Raw genomic sequence first — 18,119 nt, 5'->3', positions numbered from 1 at the left:
TTGATCCGGGCGGAAATATTCGATGAAATGATGAAGAAAGTCATGGCAGAAGCAAGGCAACAAGGGGATTGATGTATTCGCAATGGAGCAGATCAACCGTGCATTTGATTACGCTTGTAGATTCGACATCCGCTATTACGACCTTCCGGAGGGCGCAGATGATTCTTTCTTCCTTTGCAGGAAACTGATTCCCGGATACCTGAAGGATTTAACAGGTGCCTATCAGAGGCTGCAGGGATATTATGTGGGCGATGAGGATGCTGATGCGTTCGACAAAACATTCCCGCCCAAGGCAAAATTGAAACAGCCGGGACAAATATTTTGAACATGCTTGTTTACGATCTGCTAGAATTCTCTCAATGGTGAAGTTAAATAACAGAATTACCCGTAAAAAATGGCAAAAAAGATATCAATCAGTCTCTGTTCTCTTCAAAGAAGTGTTAACGCAATGGATGAATTACATTACGTTGAAGGCGGAAATCATGGACATTGGGAGATCAGAAATGACAAATACGAATCTTATGCAAAGTGACTGATGGGGTGACTGAAAAGGTGACTGATTCAGGCAAAGAAGCCAGGGGGTGCAAATCTTTGGTCGGAATGAATGAAGAGAAGCATGCATATTTAATGTAGTGTTGGTAATACGAATATAATATGATCATCAGCTTTTTAACATGATCATTTTCGCAATATTGATCATATTGAGAGGTTTGTATTCTACTGCATCATATGATAAATTAAATATATCAAATACTTGAAAATGATTAAAATAGAGGCTTGAGATATGCGTGATTTCTCTTATCAAAAAAAATGGACAAAACTGCTTACACCCCAAATTGTGAGTTATCTGACAACAATTCATGAGTATAAGGGAAGACAGGAGCTGATCGCGACCAGGCATGCGGATATTCTGCAGAACCTGGTTGAAATTGCCAGAATTCAGAGCACGGAAAGTTCAAACAAAATCGAAGGCATTTACACCTCGGATGAGCGGTTGAAGAAGATTGTCATGGATAAAACGACACCTCATTCCAGAGACGAATATGAGATTGCCGGATATCGGGATGTTTTGAATACGATCCATGAAAGCTATGAACACATTCCCATCAAGCCGGCATTGTTACTGCAGCTTCATCGTGACATGTACAAATTTGAAGAGGCACGAATCGGTGGCAGCTGGAAATCGATCGATAACAGAATTGAGGAATCGGATGAAGCTGGAAATCGAAAAGTAAGATTTCAGTCTGTTTCGGCGGTTGAAACACCAGAGGCGATGGAACATCTATGCAAGGCATATCAGGAGATACTGGCAGATGTTCAGGTTGATCCGCTGCTTGTTATCCCGATGTTCATTCTTGATTTTCTGTGTATCCATCCATTTCTTGATGGGAACGGCAGAATGAGCAGGCTGCTTACACTGCTTTTGCTGTATAAAAATGAATATTTTGTTGGCAAGTATATCAGTATAGAGAAAATTATAGAGACAACGAAAGATCAATATTATGATGCACTGCAGGCGAGCTCAGCGGGGTGGCATGAAGGAAACAATGATTATATGCCATTTGTCATATATATGCTTAGTGTCATAACAGCTGCCTATCGCGAGTTTATGGAACGCACGGAACTTGTGGAGGAACGGAAGGTTTCGAAGCCAGACCGCATCGAAGAGATGCTGCGGAAAAAATTAGGAACTTTTACAAAGACTGAGATACAAAAAGAATTTCCAAATATCGGTCAGGCAACGATACAGAGAACTCTCTCCAAGCTTCAGAAGGAAAACAAGATCATTAAGATCGGCGGAGGCCGTTATACGAAGTACCGCTGGAATTGGGATAATGAGGAGTGATTTTGGGAGGATGTCATGATTACAGGTGAACTGAAAAATAAAATCGATGCTTTATGGGAGATCTTCTGGACGGGAGGACTTACCAATCCGCTGGATGTCATTGAACAGATGACATATCTCATGTTCATTCACGACCTGGATGACAGCGATAACCTGCATGCCAGGGAAAGTGCCATGTTGGGCCTTTCCTATGAAAGTATATTTGCAGGGGAAGTTAAGGTCGGAGATCGAATGGTTGATGGATCGCAGCTCAAGTGGTCTGTTTTCCATGATTTTCCGGCGCAGAAAATGTATTCCGTGATGCAGGAGATGGTCTTTCCGTTTATCAAAGATCTGCACGGAAATAAAGAGAGTGCCTATGCAAAATATATGCAGGATGCGATCTTCAAGATTCCGACACCTCTGATGCTTTCCAAGATCGTCGATGCCATGGATGAACTTTATAAACAGATGAGCGGACTGAAGGATACAGATGTCCGCGGAGATATTTACGAATATCTCCTGTCTAAACTGGCAAATTCCGGCGTAAACGGACAGTTCCGGACCCCCAGGCATATTATCAGGATGATGGTAGAGCTGATGCAGCCGGGACCGGACGAAGTTGTATGTGACCCGGCCTGCGGTACGTCAGGGTTTTTGGTGGCTGTAGGGGAATATGAAAGGGAACATCACCGGGAAGAGATTTTCTTTGACCGGGTGAAAAAAGACCACTACATGAATCATATGTTCCATGGTTATGACATGGATCGGACGATGCTTCGCATTGGCGCCATGAACATGATGACACATGGAATTGATAATCCTTATATCGAATATCGTGACAGCCTGTCCGATCAGAACCCGGATCGGAATAAGTATACCTTGATTTTGGCAAATCCACCGTTTAAGGGGAGCCTTGATTATGACATTGTCTCGACAGATCTGCTCAGGCTTTGCAAGACAAAGAAGACAGAATTACTCTTTGTGGATCTGTTCATTCAAATGCTGAAAGTTGGCGGCCGTTGTGCCTGCATCGTTCCGGACGGAGTGCTTTTTGGTTCTTCAACTGCTCATAAAGCAATCCGTAAGGAGCTCATTGAAAATCAGAGACTGGAGGCGGTGATCTCTATGCCTTCCGGTGTATTTAAGCCATATGCAGGAGTATCCACCGGAATTTTGATATTCACGAAAACAAACCACGGCGGTACCGATCATGTCTGGTTCTATGACATGAAAGCAGATGGTTTCAGCCTGGATGACAAGAGAACGCCAATCGAAGAAAATGACATTCCCGATATTATTAAACGTTTCAGACATCGGGATCAGGAGATGAGCCGTGAGCGAACGGAGCAGTCCTTCATGGTGCCAAAGCAGGAAATCGTTGATAACAAATATGATCTGTCCATTAATAAGTACAAGAAAGTCGAATATAAGCCTGTGGAATATCCGCCTACAAGCGAGATTTTGGCCAGTATCCGTAGCCTGGAAACTGAGATTTCAAATGATTTGAATGATCTCGAAAAGATGCTCGCTGATGAGATAAATTGATATTTGTGGGGATGATAGATGGCAAGATATAAACTTGAGGATATATTTGACCTGCAGATGGGAAAGACACCTTCAAGAAATAATCCGGAATACTGGGACTCTTGCGATAACAAGTGGATTTCAATTGGTGATCTTACTCAGGCAGGAAAGTATGTTACTGATACAAAAGAATACATATCTGACTTAGCTGTAGAGGAGAGTGGAATAAAACTGATTCCAGCTAATACTGTTGTAATGAGCTTTAAACTTTCGATTGGTAAGACGGCCATTACATCAGGAGAAATGTACTCAAATGAGGCCATAATGGCTTTTCATGATAAACATGTGGTTGATCTTATTCCAGAGTACATTTATTACATGTTCAAATATAAGAACTGGGATGAGGGAACCAACAAGGCTGTGATGGGTAAGACCTTAAATAAAGCAACTTTATCGAAGGTTGAGATTGAGGTCTGCCCGTTTGAAAAACAAAAGGAAATAGTTGAATTGTTGGATAAAGTTTCAGCAATTCTAGAGGAAAGAAATGATGAATTACAGAAATTAGACGATCTCATCAAAGCCCGATTTGTCGAGATGTTTGGGGATCCTATTACGAATCCTATGGGATGGAAGAAAGAGGAAACTAATAAACATATAGATTTACTGTCTGGTTATCCTTTTAAAAGTGAACAATATGTGGAAGACGGAATAAATATTTGCGGCGGTTTAACCATTATGCCACAGAGAATAGAGTGGGATAATTGTGTACATTGGCCGTCGTTGGAAGGGTATGAGGAATATTTGCTCAATGAGGGCGATATAGTTATGGCGCTTGATCGTCCGTGGATAACTGAGGGATTTAAGGTTGCTCGTATAGATGCAAATCATTTACCAGCGCTTCTTATTCAGCGAACAGCCAGAATACGAGCTATAGATATTGATCAGGATTATTTATATTATTGCTTTATAAATGGAGGATTCGACAAACATAGTAATGTGACAGGTTCGTTAGTGCCACATATTTCTGCAAAAGATATAAGAAGTTTTGAGATAATGATTCCTCCAGTAGAATTACAAAAGGAGTTTTCTTTGTTTATGAAACAAGTCGACAAATCAAAAGTTGCTGTGCAGTCGGCATTGGATAAAGCACAACTGTTATTTGACAGTCTGATGCAGCAATATTTTGGATAATATGTGTGGCCGTAGGCTGGTGCAGGATGATGGTATACAACGAACAGGAGTATGTCATCATGGAAGAAAAACTGGTTAACATTCTAAATGAAATGGCGGAGTATCTCAGCGTCCCACAGATGAAGAAACTTCAGGAAGTGCTATTAGAAAACCTTTCCGATGTAACTGCCCAAAAAGAGAACATCGAGAACGACGAATATCTAAAACTGTTTCTGGATGCAAAACGGATCGAGGGGTGTTCTGAACGAACACTACAGTATTACAAAGTCACGGTTGATCATATGCTGAAGAAGATCAGCACACCTATCCGCAAAATGACTACAGATGAGATTCGAGCCTATCTGGTGGAGTATCAGCAGCGCGGGGGATGCAGCAAAGTAACGATTGACAACATCAGGCGTAACATATCCAGCTTCTTTTCCTGGCTGGAAGAAGAAGATTATATTCTAAAAAGCCCAATGCGCCGTATTCATAAGATTAAAACAAAGACCGTGGTGAAAGAAGTGATCTCGGATGAGAATATGGAGAAAATGCGGGATGCATGCGAGGAAGTAAGGGATCTGGCTATTATCGATCTTCTCTATTCTACAGGAATCCGTGTGGGAGAACTTGTTCGTTTGAATATCGCGGACGTAAACTTGGAGCAGAGGGAGTGTGTTGTATTCGGAAAAGGAGATAAAGAGCGTAGGGTTTATTTTGACGCAAAAGCAAAGATCCATCTGATGGAATATCTTGCATCGAGAACAGATGATAATTCAGCTCTGTTTGTATCCTTGGATGGAAGGCATAAGCGGCTTAAGATCAGCGGAGTGGAGATCAGAATAAGGGAATTGGGAAGGAAGCTTTCTCTGGATCGGATTCACCCACATAAGTTCAGACGAACTATGGCAACCAGAGCCATAGACAAAGGCATGCCTATAGAGCAGGTACAGAAGCTCCTAGGACATTCTCAAATCGATACTACGATGCAATATGCAATCGTGAATCAGAATAACGTCAAGAACTCACATCAGAGATATATAGCCTAAAAGGCAACTTGATATTTGTGGGTGCGTCTGATGGAATATACAAAAATTAAGAATATTAATGAATATGTTAGCGAAAGCGTTTCGCCGATGAATACTCCTGAGCAAATATTTGAGATGTACAGTGTCCCAATCTACAGTACAGGGCATCCAGAATATTTACATGGTAATGAAATTGCCTCCAACAAGGTAAAAGTCAGAAAAAATGATGTGCTTCTTTGTAAAATCAATCCGCGTATTAACCGAGTTTGGATTGTTGCTGACGAATCAGCATATCCATGTATAGCATCGTCTGAATGGATTGTAATTAGAAATTCAGAGTACAATCCTGAATTCTTAGCCTGGTATTTTCGAAGCCCCAAATTTAAACAACTTATGACTAGCGAAGTAACTGGTATAGGAGGGTCTCTTACAAGAGCACAGCCTAAGGCAGTCGCAGAATATCCGGTTCCGGTCATAGAAAGGCAAGAACAAGATGTAATAACGGAAATCCTCAATAAAATATATAATATTATTGATGCACGACGACGGGAGATTAATATACTGGACGATCTCATTAAAGCCCGATTTGTCGAGATGTTTGGATCGTATCCAGAGAATGAAAAAGGCTGGGAAACCGGAACAATACGTGATCTGGTAACAGATGTACGATATGGTTCGAGCCGGAAGGCAGCGGAAGGAAATCAAGGAAAATATCGCTACCTGCGGATGAACAACATTACATATTCGGGCGAGCTAGATCTAACAGATGTAAAAACTATTGATATACCAGATCAGGAACTGGATAAATGTGCAGTTCGAAAAGGGGATCTACTATTTAACAGAACAAATAGCAAAGAGTTGGTTGGAAAAACATGCGTGTACGATAGAGATGAGCAAATGGTTCTTGCTGGATTTGTTATCCGTGTAAGGCTAAACGATAGAGCACTGCCAGAGTTTGTTTCAGCATTTCTAAATACAGATTTTTCCAAAGCGATGCTTCTTGCAAAATGTAAAACTGCAGTAGGACAAGCCAATATCAATGCACAAGAATTTCAAAATATTGGGATATATGTACCGCCAATAGAGTTTCAAAAGGAGTTTGTGAGTTTCAAGAAGCAGGTCAACAAATCAAAAGTTGCAGCGCAAATTTTCATCGAAGAAGCAGAGAAAATCTGAAGCGGCAGATATTTTCACGGGGTATTAATAATTGGGAAAGAAAATGAGAGAAATTGGTGATGGAGCAGGAACAGGTATTCGTCCGGAAGTGATTGAAGAGATAAGGCATATTGCCATAAAATATGACGTGAAGAAAGTGATTCTATTCGGGTCACGAGCCCGGGGCGATTTTTGGAGGGCGAGCGATATCGATCTTGCCGTTTCCGGAGGGGATTTCAATAGGTTCTGTCTGGAAGTGGATCAGAACACGGATACATTGCTGGAGTATGATATTGTAAACCTTGACGGAGAACTTTCGCCTGGATTCTATAAAAACATTTACAAGGATGGAATTGTGATTTATGAAGAAATATGAAAATTTTTGTTCGAATCTGGCGTCTCTTGAAAGAGCAGATCAGGAAGATTTGGAGAATGAATTTATTATCAGCGGAATTATTGATAAATTTTCTCTTCAGTTTGAATTAACTTGGAAACTTCTGAAGGAACTTCTGTCCTTTGAGGGACGAAATGCAGCTCGCACAGGCTCGCCCAGAGAGATTATCAAGGAGTCATACGCGGTGTATGACTTTATCGATGAGCAGACATATCTGGCCATGCTTCATGACAGAAATGACATGACTCATTTATACGATGGCAAGGCAGCACGTGAACTTGTGACGGAAATTCTTAGGGCTTACATTCCCGCTTTTCGGGATCTGAAAAAAAATCTGGAAGATAAATATGGCTTCCGGCTGCAGCAATTTTAACACAAATTCAGGAACACAATTATTACAGGGAGAAAGAGGGTCTTCTCTCATGACAAATTTTGATTATTTGAATTCAGAGCCGCAATTCCATACATTTGCACCAGTGGCTATATCGGCGGAAAAGATTGCGATGATTGATCCGTCCGCCGGCATTATCAATTGCCGTCGGGCCATGGAATTTGCTGTCAAGTGGATGTATTCCGTTGATAAGGCTCTTGTCATGCCATGCCAGGATAATCTGGTTACACTCCTTCATACGGAAGAATTCAAAGATCTGATGGATGACAGTCTCTGGCGGCGTCTTGATTTTATCCGTCGAATGGGAAACCAGGTTGCCCATACCGGAAAACCGGCAACGCTGGATCAGGCAAAACTGTGCCTGAAAGATCTGTTCCTGTTCATGGACTTTATCTCTTATTGCTATGGAGAAAACTATCAGGAACATAAGTATAATGAATCACTGGTGGAACAGCCTGTGCAGATCCCGGAAGCTGTAACGGATTCGAAAGGCGAATCAGATGCAGCGGAAGTAGACCTGAAAGCGCTGATAGAAGAAAACAAGGCACTGAAAGAGGAGCTGACAAAACGCCGGGAAGAGCAGGCTCCGGAGTATGTCACAAAGCCGCTTGATCTCTCTGAATTCAAGACCAGAAAGATTTACATCGACTCTCTGCTTGTGGATGCCGGCTGGACAGAAGGTAAGGACTGGCTCAATGAAGTTGAACTTGACGGGATGCCAAGTGCTTCCGGCAAGGGATACGCAGACTATGTACTCTATGATGATGCACATCGTCCGCTTGCGGTCATTGAAGCAAAGCGTACCTGCGTAGATGTGTCCAAAGGACGTCAGCAGGCAAAACTATACGCCGATATTCTGGAAAAGCAGTATCACAGGCGGCCGGTTGTATTCCTGACGAATGGCTTTGATACAAGAATTGTCGACGGACAGTATCCGGAACGGCAGTGTGCAGCGATCTGGTCAAAGCGTGACCTTGAGAAATGGTTTAATCTTCTGTCCATGCGGACAAGTCTCCGGAATGTGGTTGTCGATAAGCAGATCGCAGGACGGTACTATCAGGAAGCCGCTATTAAAGCAGTCTGCGGCTGTTTTGATAGTAAGAACCGCCGGAAAGCACTGCTTGTCATGGCGACCGGTTCGGGCAAGACAAGAACTGTTATAGCGCTGTGTAAAGTGCTGATGAATGCCGGGTGGATCCGCAACATTCTCTTTCTTGCAGACAGAACTTCACTCGTTGTGCAGGCGAAACGCAATTTCGTAAATCTCCTGCCGGATCTTTCCTGCAGCAATATTACGGAAGAAAAGAATAACTACGATGCACACTGCATCTTCTCTACCTATCAGACCATGATCAATCTGATTGATGAAGCAAAGGATGAAGAAGGTAAGATATTCTCCTGTGGTCATTTTGATCTTGTGATCTGTGATGAGGCGCACCGCTCCATCTACAATAAATACAGAGACATCTTTAATTACTTTGATGCACCGCTTGTCGGCCTGACTGCAACACCGAAGAATGAGATTGATAAAAACACCTATGAAGTCTTTGACCTTGAAAATGGTGTACCGACTTATGGATATGAACTTGCACAGGCGGTAAAGGATGGATATCTGGTTGATTTTCAGTCTGTTGAGACAACACTGAAATTTATAGATCAGGGTATTGTTTACGATGAACTGTCAGATGAGGAAAAAGAAGAATATGAGAAAGAGTTTATTGATGAAGATGGAAATCTTCCGGATTGTATAGGCTCATCCGCATTAAATACCTGGATCTTTAATGAGGATACCATCCGGAAAGTCCTGCAGACTGTCATGACACAGGGCTTGAAGATCGATTACGGTGAAAAAATCGGAAAGACAATTATATTTGCCAAAAATCACGTTCATGCAGAAAAGATTCTGGAAGTGTTCCATAAGGAATATCCACATCTGTCGGATGATTTTGCCAAAGTAATTGATAATCGGATCAATTATGCACAGAGCGCGATTGATGAGTTCAGTGATCCGCGGAAGTTGCCACAGATTGCCATTTCGGTTGATATGCTGGACACAGGTATTGATGTGCCGGAGATTCTGAACCTTGTCTTCTTCAAGAAGGTCATGAGCAAGGCAAAATTCTGGCAGATGATCGGACGTGGGACAAGACTCTGTCCGGGACTTATGGATGGCAAAGATAAAGATAAATTCTATATCTTTGATTTCTGCGGGAACTTTGAATTCTTCCGGATGAACAAGGGAAAGCCTTCCGCTAATCAGATCGCGCTGCAGGGTGCAGTCTTTAACCTGGAATTTCAGATAGCATATAAACTTCAGACGCTGGAAAACCAGACGCAGAGATTAAAAGCATATAGGGATAAATTAGTTGCAGTTATGAGCGGCAAGGTATCTGAGTTGAACCGGGAGAACTTTGCTGTCCGGCAGCATATCAAGTATGTGGAACTTTACTCCAGGCCTGAGGGGTATCAATCGTTATCTTACGAAGATACGCTGATTGAGCAGGATGAGCTCGCTCCGCTGATTCTGCCGGATCCTGATTCGGCAAGTAGCGTCCGTTTTGATGCGCTGATGTACGGAATAGAACTGGCATATCTTTCAGGAGAGAAGTATGCCAGAGCCCGTAAAGACCTCCTGAAACATGTTAGAGCGCTGGCTGATATTGCCAACATACCGGCTATTCAGGGTAAGTCTGAGTTGATTCGACAGATTCTACATACGGATTATCTGGAGAATGCCGGTATTGATGAGCTAGAAAAGATACGGCAGGAACTGCGCGGTCTGATGGTTTACATACACACGCCGTCTGTACGATATGATACGAATTTTACCGATGATATTCTGAACATGGAAGTCCATGAATCCGAATTGGATTATGGGGAGCTTGCCAATTATAAAGCAAAGGCAGAATACTATGTCCGAAATCATCAGGATATGATCACGATTGCGAAGCTGAAAACCAATAAGCCATTAACGGCAAACGATGTCGAGATTTTGGAAGAAGTGTTATGGAGTGAGGTTGGTACCAAAGAAGAATATGAACAGGAATATGGTGATAAACCTCTCGGTGAATTTGTTCGCAGCATCGTCGGCCTTGATATGAATGCGGCAAAGGAGGCATTCTCAGCGTATCTGAATAACGTCAATCTTGACAGCCGTCAGATTTATTTCGTCAATCAGATCGTAGAGTACATTGTTCACAATGGAATGATGAAAGACCTCTCCGTTCTACAGGAAGCACCATTCACAGATCGCGGAAGCATTGTGGAAATCTTCCCGGATCTGAATGTGTGGATGGGTATTCGGAAAGTAATCGAACAGATCAATGCTAATGCTGCCTAATGAACACCAGATAACTGGCAGGATTTCTTTTAAGTGTAGAATAAATATAGAGATAAGCAAATGAATTACAGCGAAAGACATAAACTTACGTTTGGTAAAAATATATTATCTTCGATACATATAAACTTTCTCCTTGGAGCAGGAGTCAATGGAACGGTTTTACCTCAGTTAAATACAAAAGAAAAAATTTAAAAAAATTAGCACTCACCTCTTGACATTGCTAACAAATGGGGCTATAACATAATCGTAAAGAGGAAAGGGAATGAAAAAGAGTTCTTCAGATAAGCGAAGAAGAACTCTCACAGGGATTCATTTCCGAGTAGTCTTTTTCAGATATAAGCGCAGTAAACAACAGTTCAGAACAGCATCCTGGACCGAATAAAAGGAGGTTATGTATTATGATGTATTTACCTGATTTATTTGGAGAAAATCTGATGGATGATTGGATGGACGATTTCGATGCATGGGATAAGGCATTCAACAGAGAGCTGAACAGAAAGAATCCTCTGTATGGCAAACATGCGAAGAATATTATGAAGACAGATGTTTCCGAAAAAGACGGAAAGTATGAAATTGCCGTAGATCTACCGGGCTTCAAGAAAGATGAAGTTTCGCTGTCATTGGAAAACGGCTACCTGACTATTGAGACCAATAAGAGCCTGAACAAGGATGAAAAGGATAAAAAAGGCCACATCCTTCGTCAGGAGCGTTATGCAGGCAACATGGCAAGAAGCTTCTATGTCGGTGATGAGATCGAGGAAAGCGATGTAACTGCCAGGTTTGAAGACGGTGTTCTTCATATTACCATTCCGGCAAAGGATCAGGCAGAGAAGCTTCCGGAGCATAAGACAATATCCATTGAAGGCTGATAGAAGTCATTTCCTTCTTAAATAAACATTGTGATAACATTTAATAAAAGGGCTGTGAAGAATAGATTTTTCGATTCTTCACAGCCCTTTATTACTTTTTGTGAGAATTTATTTTGAAATACAGTATAGCAGTCATTTCCCAGAATTCCAGAGAGATTAAGGGCAGTTGTATAAAGAGTAGCTTTATTCACAGAATGAGCATTCAGTTTCAGGACAAACACGAGGAAAGTGTTTTATTGGCAAGAAAAACTTATATGTAAAGAAGAGGCAGACCGGTTTCCGGTCTGCCTCTTCTGCCAGTGCGGAAAATTTTTCATACCAAGAGAATCCCAGGTGCTTTCCGGCAAAGATTCAGATTGATGACTTAGCTTTTGCTTCACAAATAAATCCGGGTGTGGTATACAGGTAAGAGTATGGAAGCGTGAGAAAACAATTTACTAAGCGATGCCGCAGTTCTGTTTTTTGTGGGGATGTATGGGAGGAAAAAAGATGAATGTTACAGAATATGCAGGCCTGATCACAGGAGAAATAGCAGATACTTTAGGAAAGGTTTCACCTGAAGATGGAGAAAAACTTACGGATATGATTCTGGATGCAAAGAAGATTTTTGTTGCAGGTGCAGGAAGAACCGGGATGGCCGCCAGGGCATTTGCCATGAGGCTGATGCACATGGGTTTTGAGGCCTATGTATGTGGAGAAACTATCACACCGAGTCTTGAAGCGGAAGACTTATTTATTGCGGCATCTGGTTCCGGCAGTACGGGTAGTCTGGTCACTATGACGCAGAAAGCTGAAAAAATCGGAGCGCAAATTGCGACGGTAACGATTTGTCCGGAAGGGCCGATTGGACGCATTGCGGATCTGGCTGTTGAAATCCCGGCACCAACGCCAAAAGCCAGAGTTAAGAATAAAACGGTGTCTGTTCAGCCCATGGGCTCTCTTTTTGAACAATGTGCATTTATTTTTTTTGATTCCATAATCCTACGGCTGATGGAAAAGAGAGGGATAAGTTCTGACAAGATGTTCACACGACACGCAAACCTCGAGTGAGGAGGATTAAAAATCATATAAAGATCAGGAAAAGGGAGGAGAAATGAAGTTACAGTTTGCACTTGATGTTTTTAATCTGGAAGATGCACTTTCACTTACCAGGCAGGTCAGAGATTATATTGACATTATCGAAATTGGAACGCCTTTTATTATGGAAAGTGGCATGAATGCTGTTCGAAGATTTCGTGAAACATTTCCGGAAAAAGAAATCCTTGCGGATACCAAGATCATGGATGCGGGAGAACTGGAAGCAGGTTCCGCATTCAGAGCCGGTGCTGATTATGTGACTGTTCTTGGAGTGACTGATCTTGCTACGATCAAAGCCTGCGTTGCAGCATCAAATAGATATGGAAAGAAAATCTGTGCGGACATGATCTGCGTAGCTGACTTACCCCGGAAAATATCAGAACTGGAGGAACTGGGTGTGCAGGGGATAGCGGTTCATACTGGAGTTGACCAGCAGAAAATGGGAAGAACACCTCTGGATGATCTGCGGATTATGAAGAAATATGCGAAACATGCCGAGATTTCTGTGGCAGGAGGGATTAAATACCATACTGTTCCTGTGTACGCAGAACTGAAGCCGGACGTACTTATTGTCGGTGGTGCGATTGGAGAAGCAGAGAATCCGGCTGCAGAGGCAAAACGAATCTACGAGAAAATTCAGTCATTTAATGTATAATCCCACCGGTTCAATTACCGGGACATTATGACAGCAGGACAGGAGATGACAGGAACCATGAAACACGGCCGGAAAGAACGGAAAAAGTGGGCAGTCGATTATATCGGCTATTTTTTTAAGTGGCTTTTGCTTTCCATTGTGATGGGACTGGTGTGCGGAGCCACGGGAGCCGTATTTGCAAGGTGCGTGGCAGCCGTAACGGAAATCCGGTCCGCGCACGGATGGCTGATTTTTCTGCTCCCCGCGGCAGGTGTTCTGATTGTTTTTCTGTACCGCAAACTGAACATATCAGGAGTGGGAACAAACAGGATATTTGACTCTGCGGTGGAAGGGGATTCTCTGAAATTCCGCCTGGTTCCGGCTATTTTTACAGGAACGGTTCTTACGCATCTCTGCGGCGGCTCTGCCGGGCGGGAGGGCGCCGCGCTGCAGATCGGCGGGGACATCGGAAATCATATCGGGCGGCTCTTCCGTTTTGATGAAGAGGATGAAAAGGTAGCGACTATGACCGGGATGGCCGCCTTTTTTGCTGCTCTTTTCGGCACTCCGGTCACGGCGGCGGTTTTTGTGGCAACTGTCATCAGTGTCGGAATGGTCAAGCACGCGGTGATGGTCCCCGGGATGATTGCGTCCATTCTTGCTTCCCAGGTGGCCGGATGGATGGGGGCGGAGCCGGTCCGGTTCCGGATTGAGGCACCGGCGGTCACATGGACGATGATGGCGCGTGTCATGGTTCTTGCCGTGGCCTGCGGGCTGGTTTCCGCTGCTTTTATAGAGGTGCTGCACCAGACAAAGAAGTTTTATGAACACTTTCTGCGCAATCCGTATCTTCGCGCCGTGGCGGGCGGAGCAGTGATTGTTGTCTTGACGCTGCTTGTGGGAAACCAGGATTACAACGGCTCCGGCATGGATGTCATTGTGAGAGCCATCGGACAGGGGGAGGCCAGACCTTGGGATTTTGCCTTAAAGATTCTTTTCACGGCGCTGACGCTGGAGGCTGGTTTTAAGGGCGGGGAGATTGTCCCGACCTTTTATATCGGCGCTGTCTTTGGCTGTGTGTTCGGCCGGCTGCTGGGAATTCCGTCCGGTTTTGCGGCTGCTGTCGGTTTTGCGGCGATGTTCGGCGGCGTGACGAACACTATGATCACATCTATTCTTCTCTCGGCAGAGGTTTTCGGCGGAGCCGGGCTGCCTTACTTCGGCATGGCCTGCATGCTCAGCTTTGTCTTTTCCGGCTACAACGGCCTTTTTTCCAGCCAGGTTATTATTTTCTCCAAGCTTCGCGCACGGCGCGTTATGACGAAGGTGGATCACAGGATTGAACTGGACAACACCGGCACCGGTGTCATTCCGGAGGGCGGCTATGATCTGAAGCTGAAAGAAACGGAGCATCCCGGGGAGAAAGAGGACTAGCGAGAAGAAGATAACTGGAAATTGTTATGAAACACAGAAAAGCTGTTTTTTCAGGAGCCCGGACAACCGGGCTCTTTTCGGGCTATGGAAGAAGATTGTTTCGGATCAGCGCAATTTCCTCCCGGTAGCCCTGCGCATCGTTGGGCGTTTCCAGGATGAAGGGACGGCCCTGCAGAAGCGGATGCCTGACGACACGAAGCAGTGCTTCCCTCCCGATCATGCCGAAGCCGATTTTTTCGTGCCGGTCTTTGTGGGAGCCGATGGGGTTTTTGCTGTCATTCAGGTGCACCGCTTTCAGTCTGTCCAGCCCGATCACGCGGTCAAATTCCTGCAGTACGCCATCCAGATCGTTTACGATATCGTAGCCGGCATCCCATACGTGGCAGGTGTCCAGACAGATGCCGATTTTCTCTTTTTTTTCGACCCGATCCAGGATTCCCCGGAGTTCCTCGAAGGTTTTGCCAACCTCTGTGCCCTTTCCGGCCATGGTTTCCAGAAGTACGGTGGTGGTCTGGCTGTCGGTAAGCGTCCGGTTCAGTACGGCGGCAATCTGGCCGGCAGCCGTTTCATATCCCTGCTTGAGATGGCTGCCGGGATGAAAGTTGAACAGCTGGCCGGGCAGCATCTCCATCTTTGCGAGATCTTCCCGGAACACGTTTTCTGAAAAATGGCGGACATCTTCTTTTGCGGAACAGAGATTCATGGTATAGGGAGCGTGTGCGACCAGTGTCCCGAACTGATTTTCCTCCAGGAAGTGCTGAAGCGCCAGTACGTCTTTTTCCTCGGGCATTTTTCCGTTTCCGCCCCTCGGATTTCTGGTGAAAAATGCAAAGGTATTTCCTCCAAGACCCTGTTCTTCCTGCCCCATGGCCAGCCAGCCTTTTGAGACCGACACATGATTTCCAATGCAGATCATATAATTTCCTCCTCTTACAGATTGCTGAAGCGATTGTATCATCCCGGCGTGTTTTGTACCAGAGGCAGCAACGTGTCATAAGCATGGAAGTGTTTACAGTAATGCCCCGGTTGAGGCGGCGGCCTGTTCCTTTTTATAGGGAGAAGGAAAATCAGGAGTGCATGGGTACAGGTGTTTTGAAATACAGGATGTAATACAAAATTTTGTATCATTTGCCATAGCCTCCTTGCGTGCCAGGAGAGTTTACTGTTAAAATAGACAATGGTGACTGATACTCTGAAGCGACAGAGGAGGTGCGGCGTGTATTATATCGGGATCGATCTGGGCACATCGGCGGTCAAGCTTCTGCTGATGGATGAAAGAGGCTCTATAAAGAATATTGTATCGGAGGAGTATCCCCTGTTTTTTCCACATCCGGGCTGGTCGGAGCAGAATCCGGAGGACTGGATGTCGGCCATAAAAAGAGGAATCCCAAAACTGACAGAGAAGGTTGACAGAACCCGGATTGCCGGAATCGGCGCCGGAGGGCAGATGCATGGGCTGGTTGTTCTGGATGACCGGAACAGGGTTCTGCGGCCTGCCATTCTCTGGAATGACGGGCGGACGCAGGAGGAGACGGATGATCTGAATCAGAAAGTCGGGAAAGAAAAGCTGACCGCACTTACAGGTAATATCGCTTTTGCGGGTTTTACAGCGCCCAAGCTTCTCTGGATGAAAAAGCATGAGCCGGAGCTGTTCGGAAGAATAGCCAGAATTATGCTGCCCAAAGATTATATCAATTATATGCTGACGGGGGTGCACTGTACGGATTATTCGGATGCGTCCGGTATGCTGCTGCTGGATGTCCGGCACAAATGCTGGAGCCGGGAAATGCTGCGGATCTGCGGAATTTCAGAAGACCAGCTGCCCCGGCTTTTTGAAAGCTGGCAGGTGGTAGGAACGCTCCGAAAGGAAATGGCGGAAGAACTGGGGCTGCCGGAGACCGTCAAGGTCGTGGCGGGAGCCGGGGACAATGCCGCCGCTGCAGTCGGCTGCGGTGTGGTCGGAGAGGGAAGGTGTAATATTTCTCTTGGAACATCCGGAACGATTTTTATAACCAGCGGAAGTTTCCGTGTGGATTCCGGCAACGCGCTTCATGCGTTTGCGCATGCGGACGGAGGCTTTCATCTGATGGGATGCATGCTTTCCGCGGCATCCTGCAATAAATGGTGGATGGAGGAGATTCTTCATACGACGGAATACGAAAAAGAGCAGGCGGAAATCCGGGAAGACAGGCTGGGAACCGGACATGTATATTATCTGCCTTATCTTATGGGAGAGCGGGCACCGCACAACGATCCGGCGGCAAGATCCTGTTTTCTGGGCATGACGATGGATACTTCCCGGACGGATATGACGTTGGCGGTGCTGGAGGGAGTTGCCTTTGGCATACGGGATTCGCTGGAGGCGGCAGAGAAGCTGGGAATTTCTGTTAAGAGCAGTATGATCTGCGGAGGCGGAGCCAAAAGTCCGCTGTGGAAAAAGATTTTTGCGGATGTACTGAATATTGAGCTGACCGTTCCGGAGACGGAGCAGGGGCCGGGCTACGGAGGAGCTATTCTGGCGGCTGTCGGCTGCGGGGAGTACGGAAGTGTTTCCGAGGCAGTGAAGCAGATGGTTCATGTGACGGACACGGTAAGACCGGATGCGGAAACGGCGGAACGATATGAGAAGAAGTATCAGGTGTACAGAAGCCTGTATCCGGCGCTGAAAGGCCTTTTTCCGAAGTTCTGAATCCGGAAAAAATTCGACAGGAAAAAAAGAGGTTCTGGGGTCCTGCGAGGTGGATATTTACGGAACGATATCGGAGTATATCATCTGTGCATCAGCCAGGAAGAGACGACCCTTATGGATCACGGGGCGGTCATGTTCGGGCACTACGGGAAAGCCTTGTTTGACACCATCATATTTCCATAGGAAAACGACGATAAATTCTCTGCGCATCTTTCAGGTGTGTGGAGATTTTGCATATATCCTGAAAAAACGGCCGGGATCCTGAGAAGTTTCTACAGAGTGTGGATAGAGACAGAAAAAGATCAGACAGATTGAAGAATGTTGGATGAAAAACTGAAAAAATGGTGAAAAGGGAAGCCTGTTTGTGTATATTATTAGACAGGGCATGTTTTTATGAAAACGAAAGACACCGGGGTGCCTCTGGCGCGCTCCGGTGTCTTCTTCTTCAAAATGAGGGGGAGATGATAATCAGTGTTTACTGACTATCTGAGACCTATGATAAAAGTAAAATGTGTCACGCCTGTGTATAGTTTCTAAAAGAAAAATAAAAAACATTAAGAATTATTTTCAAAGGAGGGAAGAAAAA

General features: G+C 44.7%; 15 protein-coding genes. 14 read left to right on the top strand and 1 reads right to left on the bottom strand.

What is annotated here, in order from left to right; genetic code table 11:
- The first annotated feature begins 82 nt into the window (after positions 1-82).
- The 13 genes from FYJ60_RS05490 to FYJ60_RS05430 all read left to right on the top strand — a co-directional run bounded on the left by FYJ60_RS05490 (position 83) and on the right by FYJ60_RS05430 (position 14,844).
- Entirely contained in the window at positions 83-325 is a 243-nt protein-coding gene (locus FYJ60_RS05490; protein WP_154457666.1) for a hypothetical protein, read from the top strand.
- A 459-nt stretch (positions 326-784) separates the two neighbouring features.
- Complete coding sequence (locus FYJ60_RS05485; protein WP_154457665.1) at positions 785-1,846, top strand: Fic family protein; 1,062 nt, start codon at positions 785-787, stop codon at positions 1,844-1,846.
- A gap of 15 nt (positions 1,847-1,861) precedes the next feature.
- Positions 1,862-3,373 carry a class I SAM-dependent DNA methyltransferase gene (locus FYJ60_RS05480; protein WP_154457664.1) on the top strand — a complete coding sequence of 504 codons (1,512 nt, stop codon included), beginning with the start codon at positions 1,862-1,864 and terminating at the stop codon, positions 3,371-3,373.
- An 18-nt stretch (positions 3,374-3,391) separates the two neighbouring features.
- Positions 3,392-4,543 carry a restriction endonuclease subunit S gene (locus FYJ60_RS05475; protein ID WP_154457663.1) on the top strand — a complete coding sequence of 384 codons (1,152 nt, stop codon included), beginning with the start codon at positions 3,392-3,394 and terminating at the stop codon, positions 4,541-4,543.
- A gap of 59 nt (positions 4,544-4,602) precedes the next feature.
- Positions 4,603-5,571, top strand: coding sequence for a site-specific tyrosine recombinase/integron integrase (xerA, locus tag FYJ60_RS05470; protein ID WP_154457662.1), 969 nt, complete (start codon positions 4,603-4,605; stop codon positions 5,569-5,571).
- Between the two features lie 30 nt (positions 5,572-5,601).
- The gene (locus FYJ60_RS05465; RefSeq protein ID WP_154457661.1) at positions 5,602-6,726 is read left to right on the top strand and encodes a restriction endonuclease subunit S; all 1,125 of its coding nucleotides are present in this window, start codon (positions 5,602-5,604) and stop codon (positions 6,724-6,726) included.
- A 43-nt stretch (positions 6,727-6,769) separates the two neighbouring features.
- Entirely contained in the window at positions 6,770-7,081 is a 312-nt protein-coding gene (locus FYJ60_RS05460) for a nucleotidyltransferase family protein (RefSeq protein WP_154457660.1), read from the top strand.
- The gene (locus tag FYJ60_RS05455; RefSeq protein WP_154457659.1) at positions 7,068-7,472 is read left to right on the top strand and encodes an HI0074 family nucleotidyltransferase substrate-binding subunit; all 405 of its coding nucleotides are present in this window, start codon (positions 7,068-7,070) and stop codon (positions 7,470-7,472) included. Before FYJ60_RS05460 ends, FYJ60_RS05455 begins: the two co-directional genes overlap by 14 nt.
- Positions 7,473-7,521: 49 nt before the next feature.
- Positions 7,522-10,830, top strand: a complete 3,309-nt coding sequence (locus FYJ60_RS05450; protein WP_154457658.1) for a DEAD/DEAH box helicase family protein — start codon at positions 7,522-7,524, stop codon at positions 10,828-10,830.
- Between the two features lie 401 nt (positions 10,831-11,231).
- Positions 11,232-11,699, top strand: a complete 468-nt coding sequence (locus tag FYJ60_RS05445; protein WP_154457857.1) for an Hsp20/alpha crystallin family protein — start codon at positions 11,232-11,234, stop codon at positions 11,697-11,699.
- Between the two features lie 489 nt (positions 11,700-12,188).
- On the top strand, positions 12,189-12,749 hold the full coding sequence (gene hxlB, locus FYJ60_RS05440) for a 6-phospho-3-hexuloisomerase (RefSeq protein WP_154457657.1): 561 nt from the start codon (positions 12,189-12,191) through the stop codon (positions 12,747-12,749).
- A 43-nt stretch (positions 12,750-12,792) separates the two neighbouring features.
- Positions 12,793-13,431, top strand: coding sequence for a 3-hexulose-6-phosphate synthase (hxlA, locus tag FYJ60_RS05435; protein ID WP_154457656.1), 639 nt, complete (start codon positions 12,793-12,795; stop codon positions 13,429-13,431).
- A 57-nt stretch (positions 13,432-13,488) separates the two neighbouring features.
- Positions 13,489-14,844 carry a chloride channel protein gene (locus tag FYJ60_RS05430; protein ID WP_154457655.1) on the top strand — a complete coding sequence of 452 codons (1,356 nt, stop codon included), beginning with the start codon at positions 13,489-13,491 and terminating at the stop codon, positions 14,842-14,844.
- 82 nt (positions 14,845-14,926) lie between these two features.
- Here FYJ60_RS05430 and FYJ60_RS05425 read toward each other — a convergent pair whose 3' ends face one another.
- Positions 14,927-15,760, bottom strand: a complete 834-nt coding sequence (locus tag FYJ60_RS05425; RefSeq protein WP_154457654.1) for a deoxyribonuclease IV — start codon at positions 15,758-15,760, stop codon at positions 14,927-14,929.
- A 300-nt stretch (positions 15,761-16,060) separates the two neighbouring features.
- Here FYJ60_RS05425 and xylB point away from each other — a divergent pair, with 300 nt between their 5' ends.
- Complete coding sequence (gene xylB / locus FYJ60_RS05420) at positions 16,061-17,533, top strand: xylulokinase (protein ID WP_330579118.1); 1,473 nt, start codon at positions 16,061-16,063, stop codon at positions 17,531-17,533.
- Positions 17,534-18,119: the final 586 nt, after the last annotated feature.

Source organism: Bilifractor porci (assembly GCF_009696005.1).
Taxonomy (GTDB): domain Bacteria; phylum Bacillota; class Clostridia; order Lachnospirales; family Lachnospiraceae; genus Bilifractor; species Bilifractor porci.
This window is presented reverse-complemented; position numbering and strand designations above follow the sequence as displayed.

Bases quoted from the DNA above. Each gene is read 5' to 3' on its own strand.
- FYJ60_RS05490 (WP_154457666.1), top strand. From the start codon at position 83: ATGGAGCAGATCAACCGTGCATTTGATTACGCTTGTAGATTCGACATC.
- FYJ60_RS05485 (WP_154457665.1), top strand. From the start codon at position 785: ATGCGTGATTTCTCTTATCAAAAAAAATGGACAAAACTGCTTACACCC.
- FYJ60_RS05480 (WP_154457664.1), top strand. From the start codon at position 1,862: ATGATTACAGGTGAACTGAAAAATAAAATCGATGCTTTATGGGAGATC.
- FYJ60_RS05475 (WP_154457663.1), top strand. From the start codon at position 3,392: ATGGCAAGATATAAACTTGAGGATATATTTGACCTGCAGATGGGAAAG.
- xerA (WP_154457662.1), top strand. From the start codon at position 4,603: ATGGAAGAAAAACTGGTTAACATTCTAAATGAAATGGCGGAGTATCTC.
- FYJ60_RS05465 (WP_154457661.1), top strand. From the start codon at position 5,602: ATGGAATATACAAAAATTAAGAATATTAATGAATATGTTAGCGAAAGC.
- FYJ60_RS05460 (WP_154457660.1), top strand. From the start codon at position 6,770: ATGAGAGAAATTGGTGATGGAGCAGGAACAGGTATTCGTCCGGAAGTG.
- FYJ60_RS05455 (WP_154457659.1), top strand. From the start codon at position 7,068: ATGAAGAAATATGAAAATTTTTGTTCGAATCTGGCGTCTCTTGAAAGA.
- FYJ60_RS05450 (WP_154457658.1), top strand. From the start codon at position 7,522: ATGACAAATTTTGATTATTTGAATTCAGAGCCGCAATTCCATACATTT.
- FYJ60_RS05445 (WP_154457857.1), top strand. From the start codon at position 11,232: ATGTATTTACCTGATTTATTTGGAGAAAATCTGATGGATGATTGGATG.
- hxlB (WP_154457657.1), top strand. From the start codon at position 12,189: ATGAATGTTACAGAATATGCAGGCCTGATCACAGGAGAAATAGCAGAT.
- hxlA (WP_154457656.1), top strand. From the start codon at position 12,793: ATGAAGTTACAGTTTGCACTTGATGTTTTTAATCTGGAAGATGCACTT.
- FYJ60_RS05430 (WP_154457655.1), top strand. From the start codon at position 13,489: ATGAAACACGGCCGGAAAGAACGGAAAAAGTGGGCAGTCGATTATATC.
- FYJ60_RS05425 (WP_154457654.1), bottom strand. From the start codon at position 15,760: ATGATCTGCATTGGAAATCATGTGTCGGTCTCAAAAGGCTGGCTGGCC.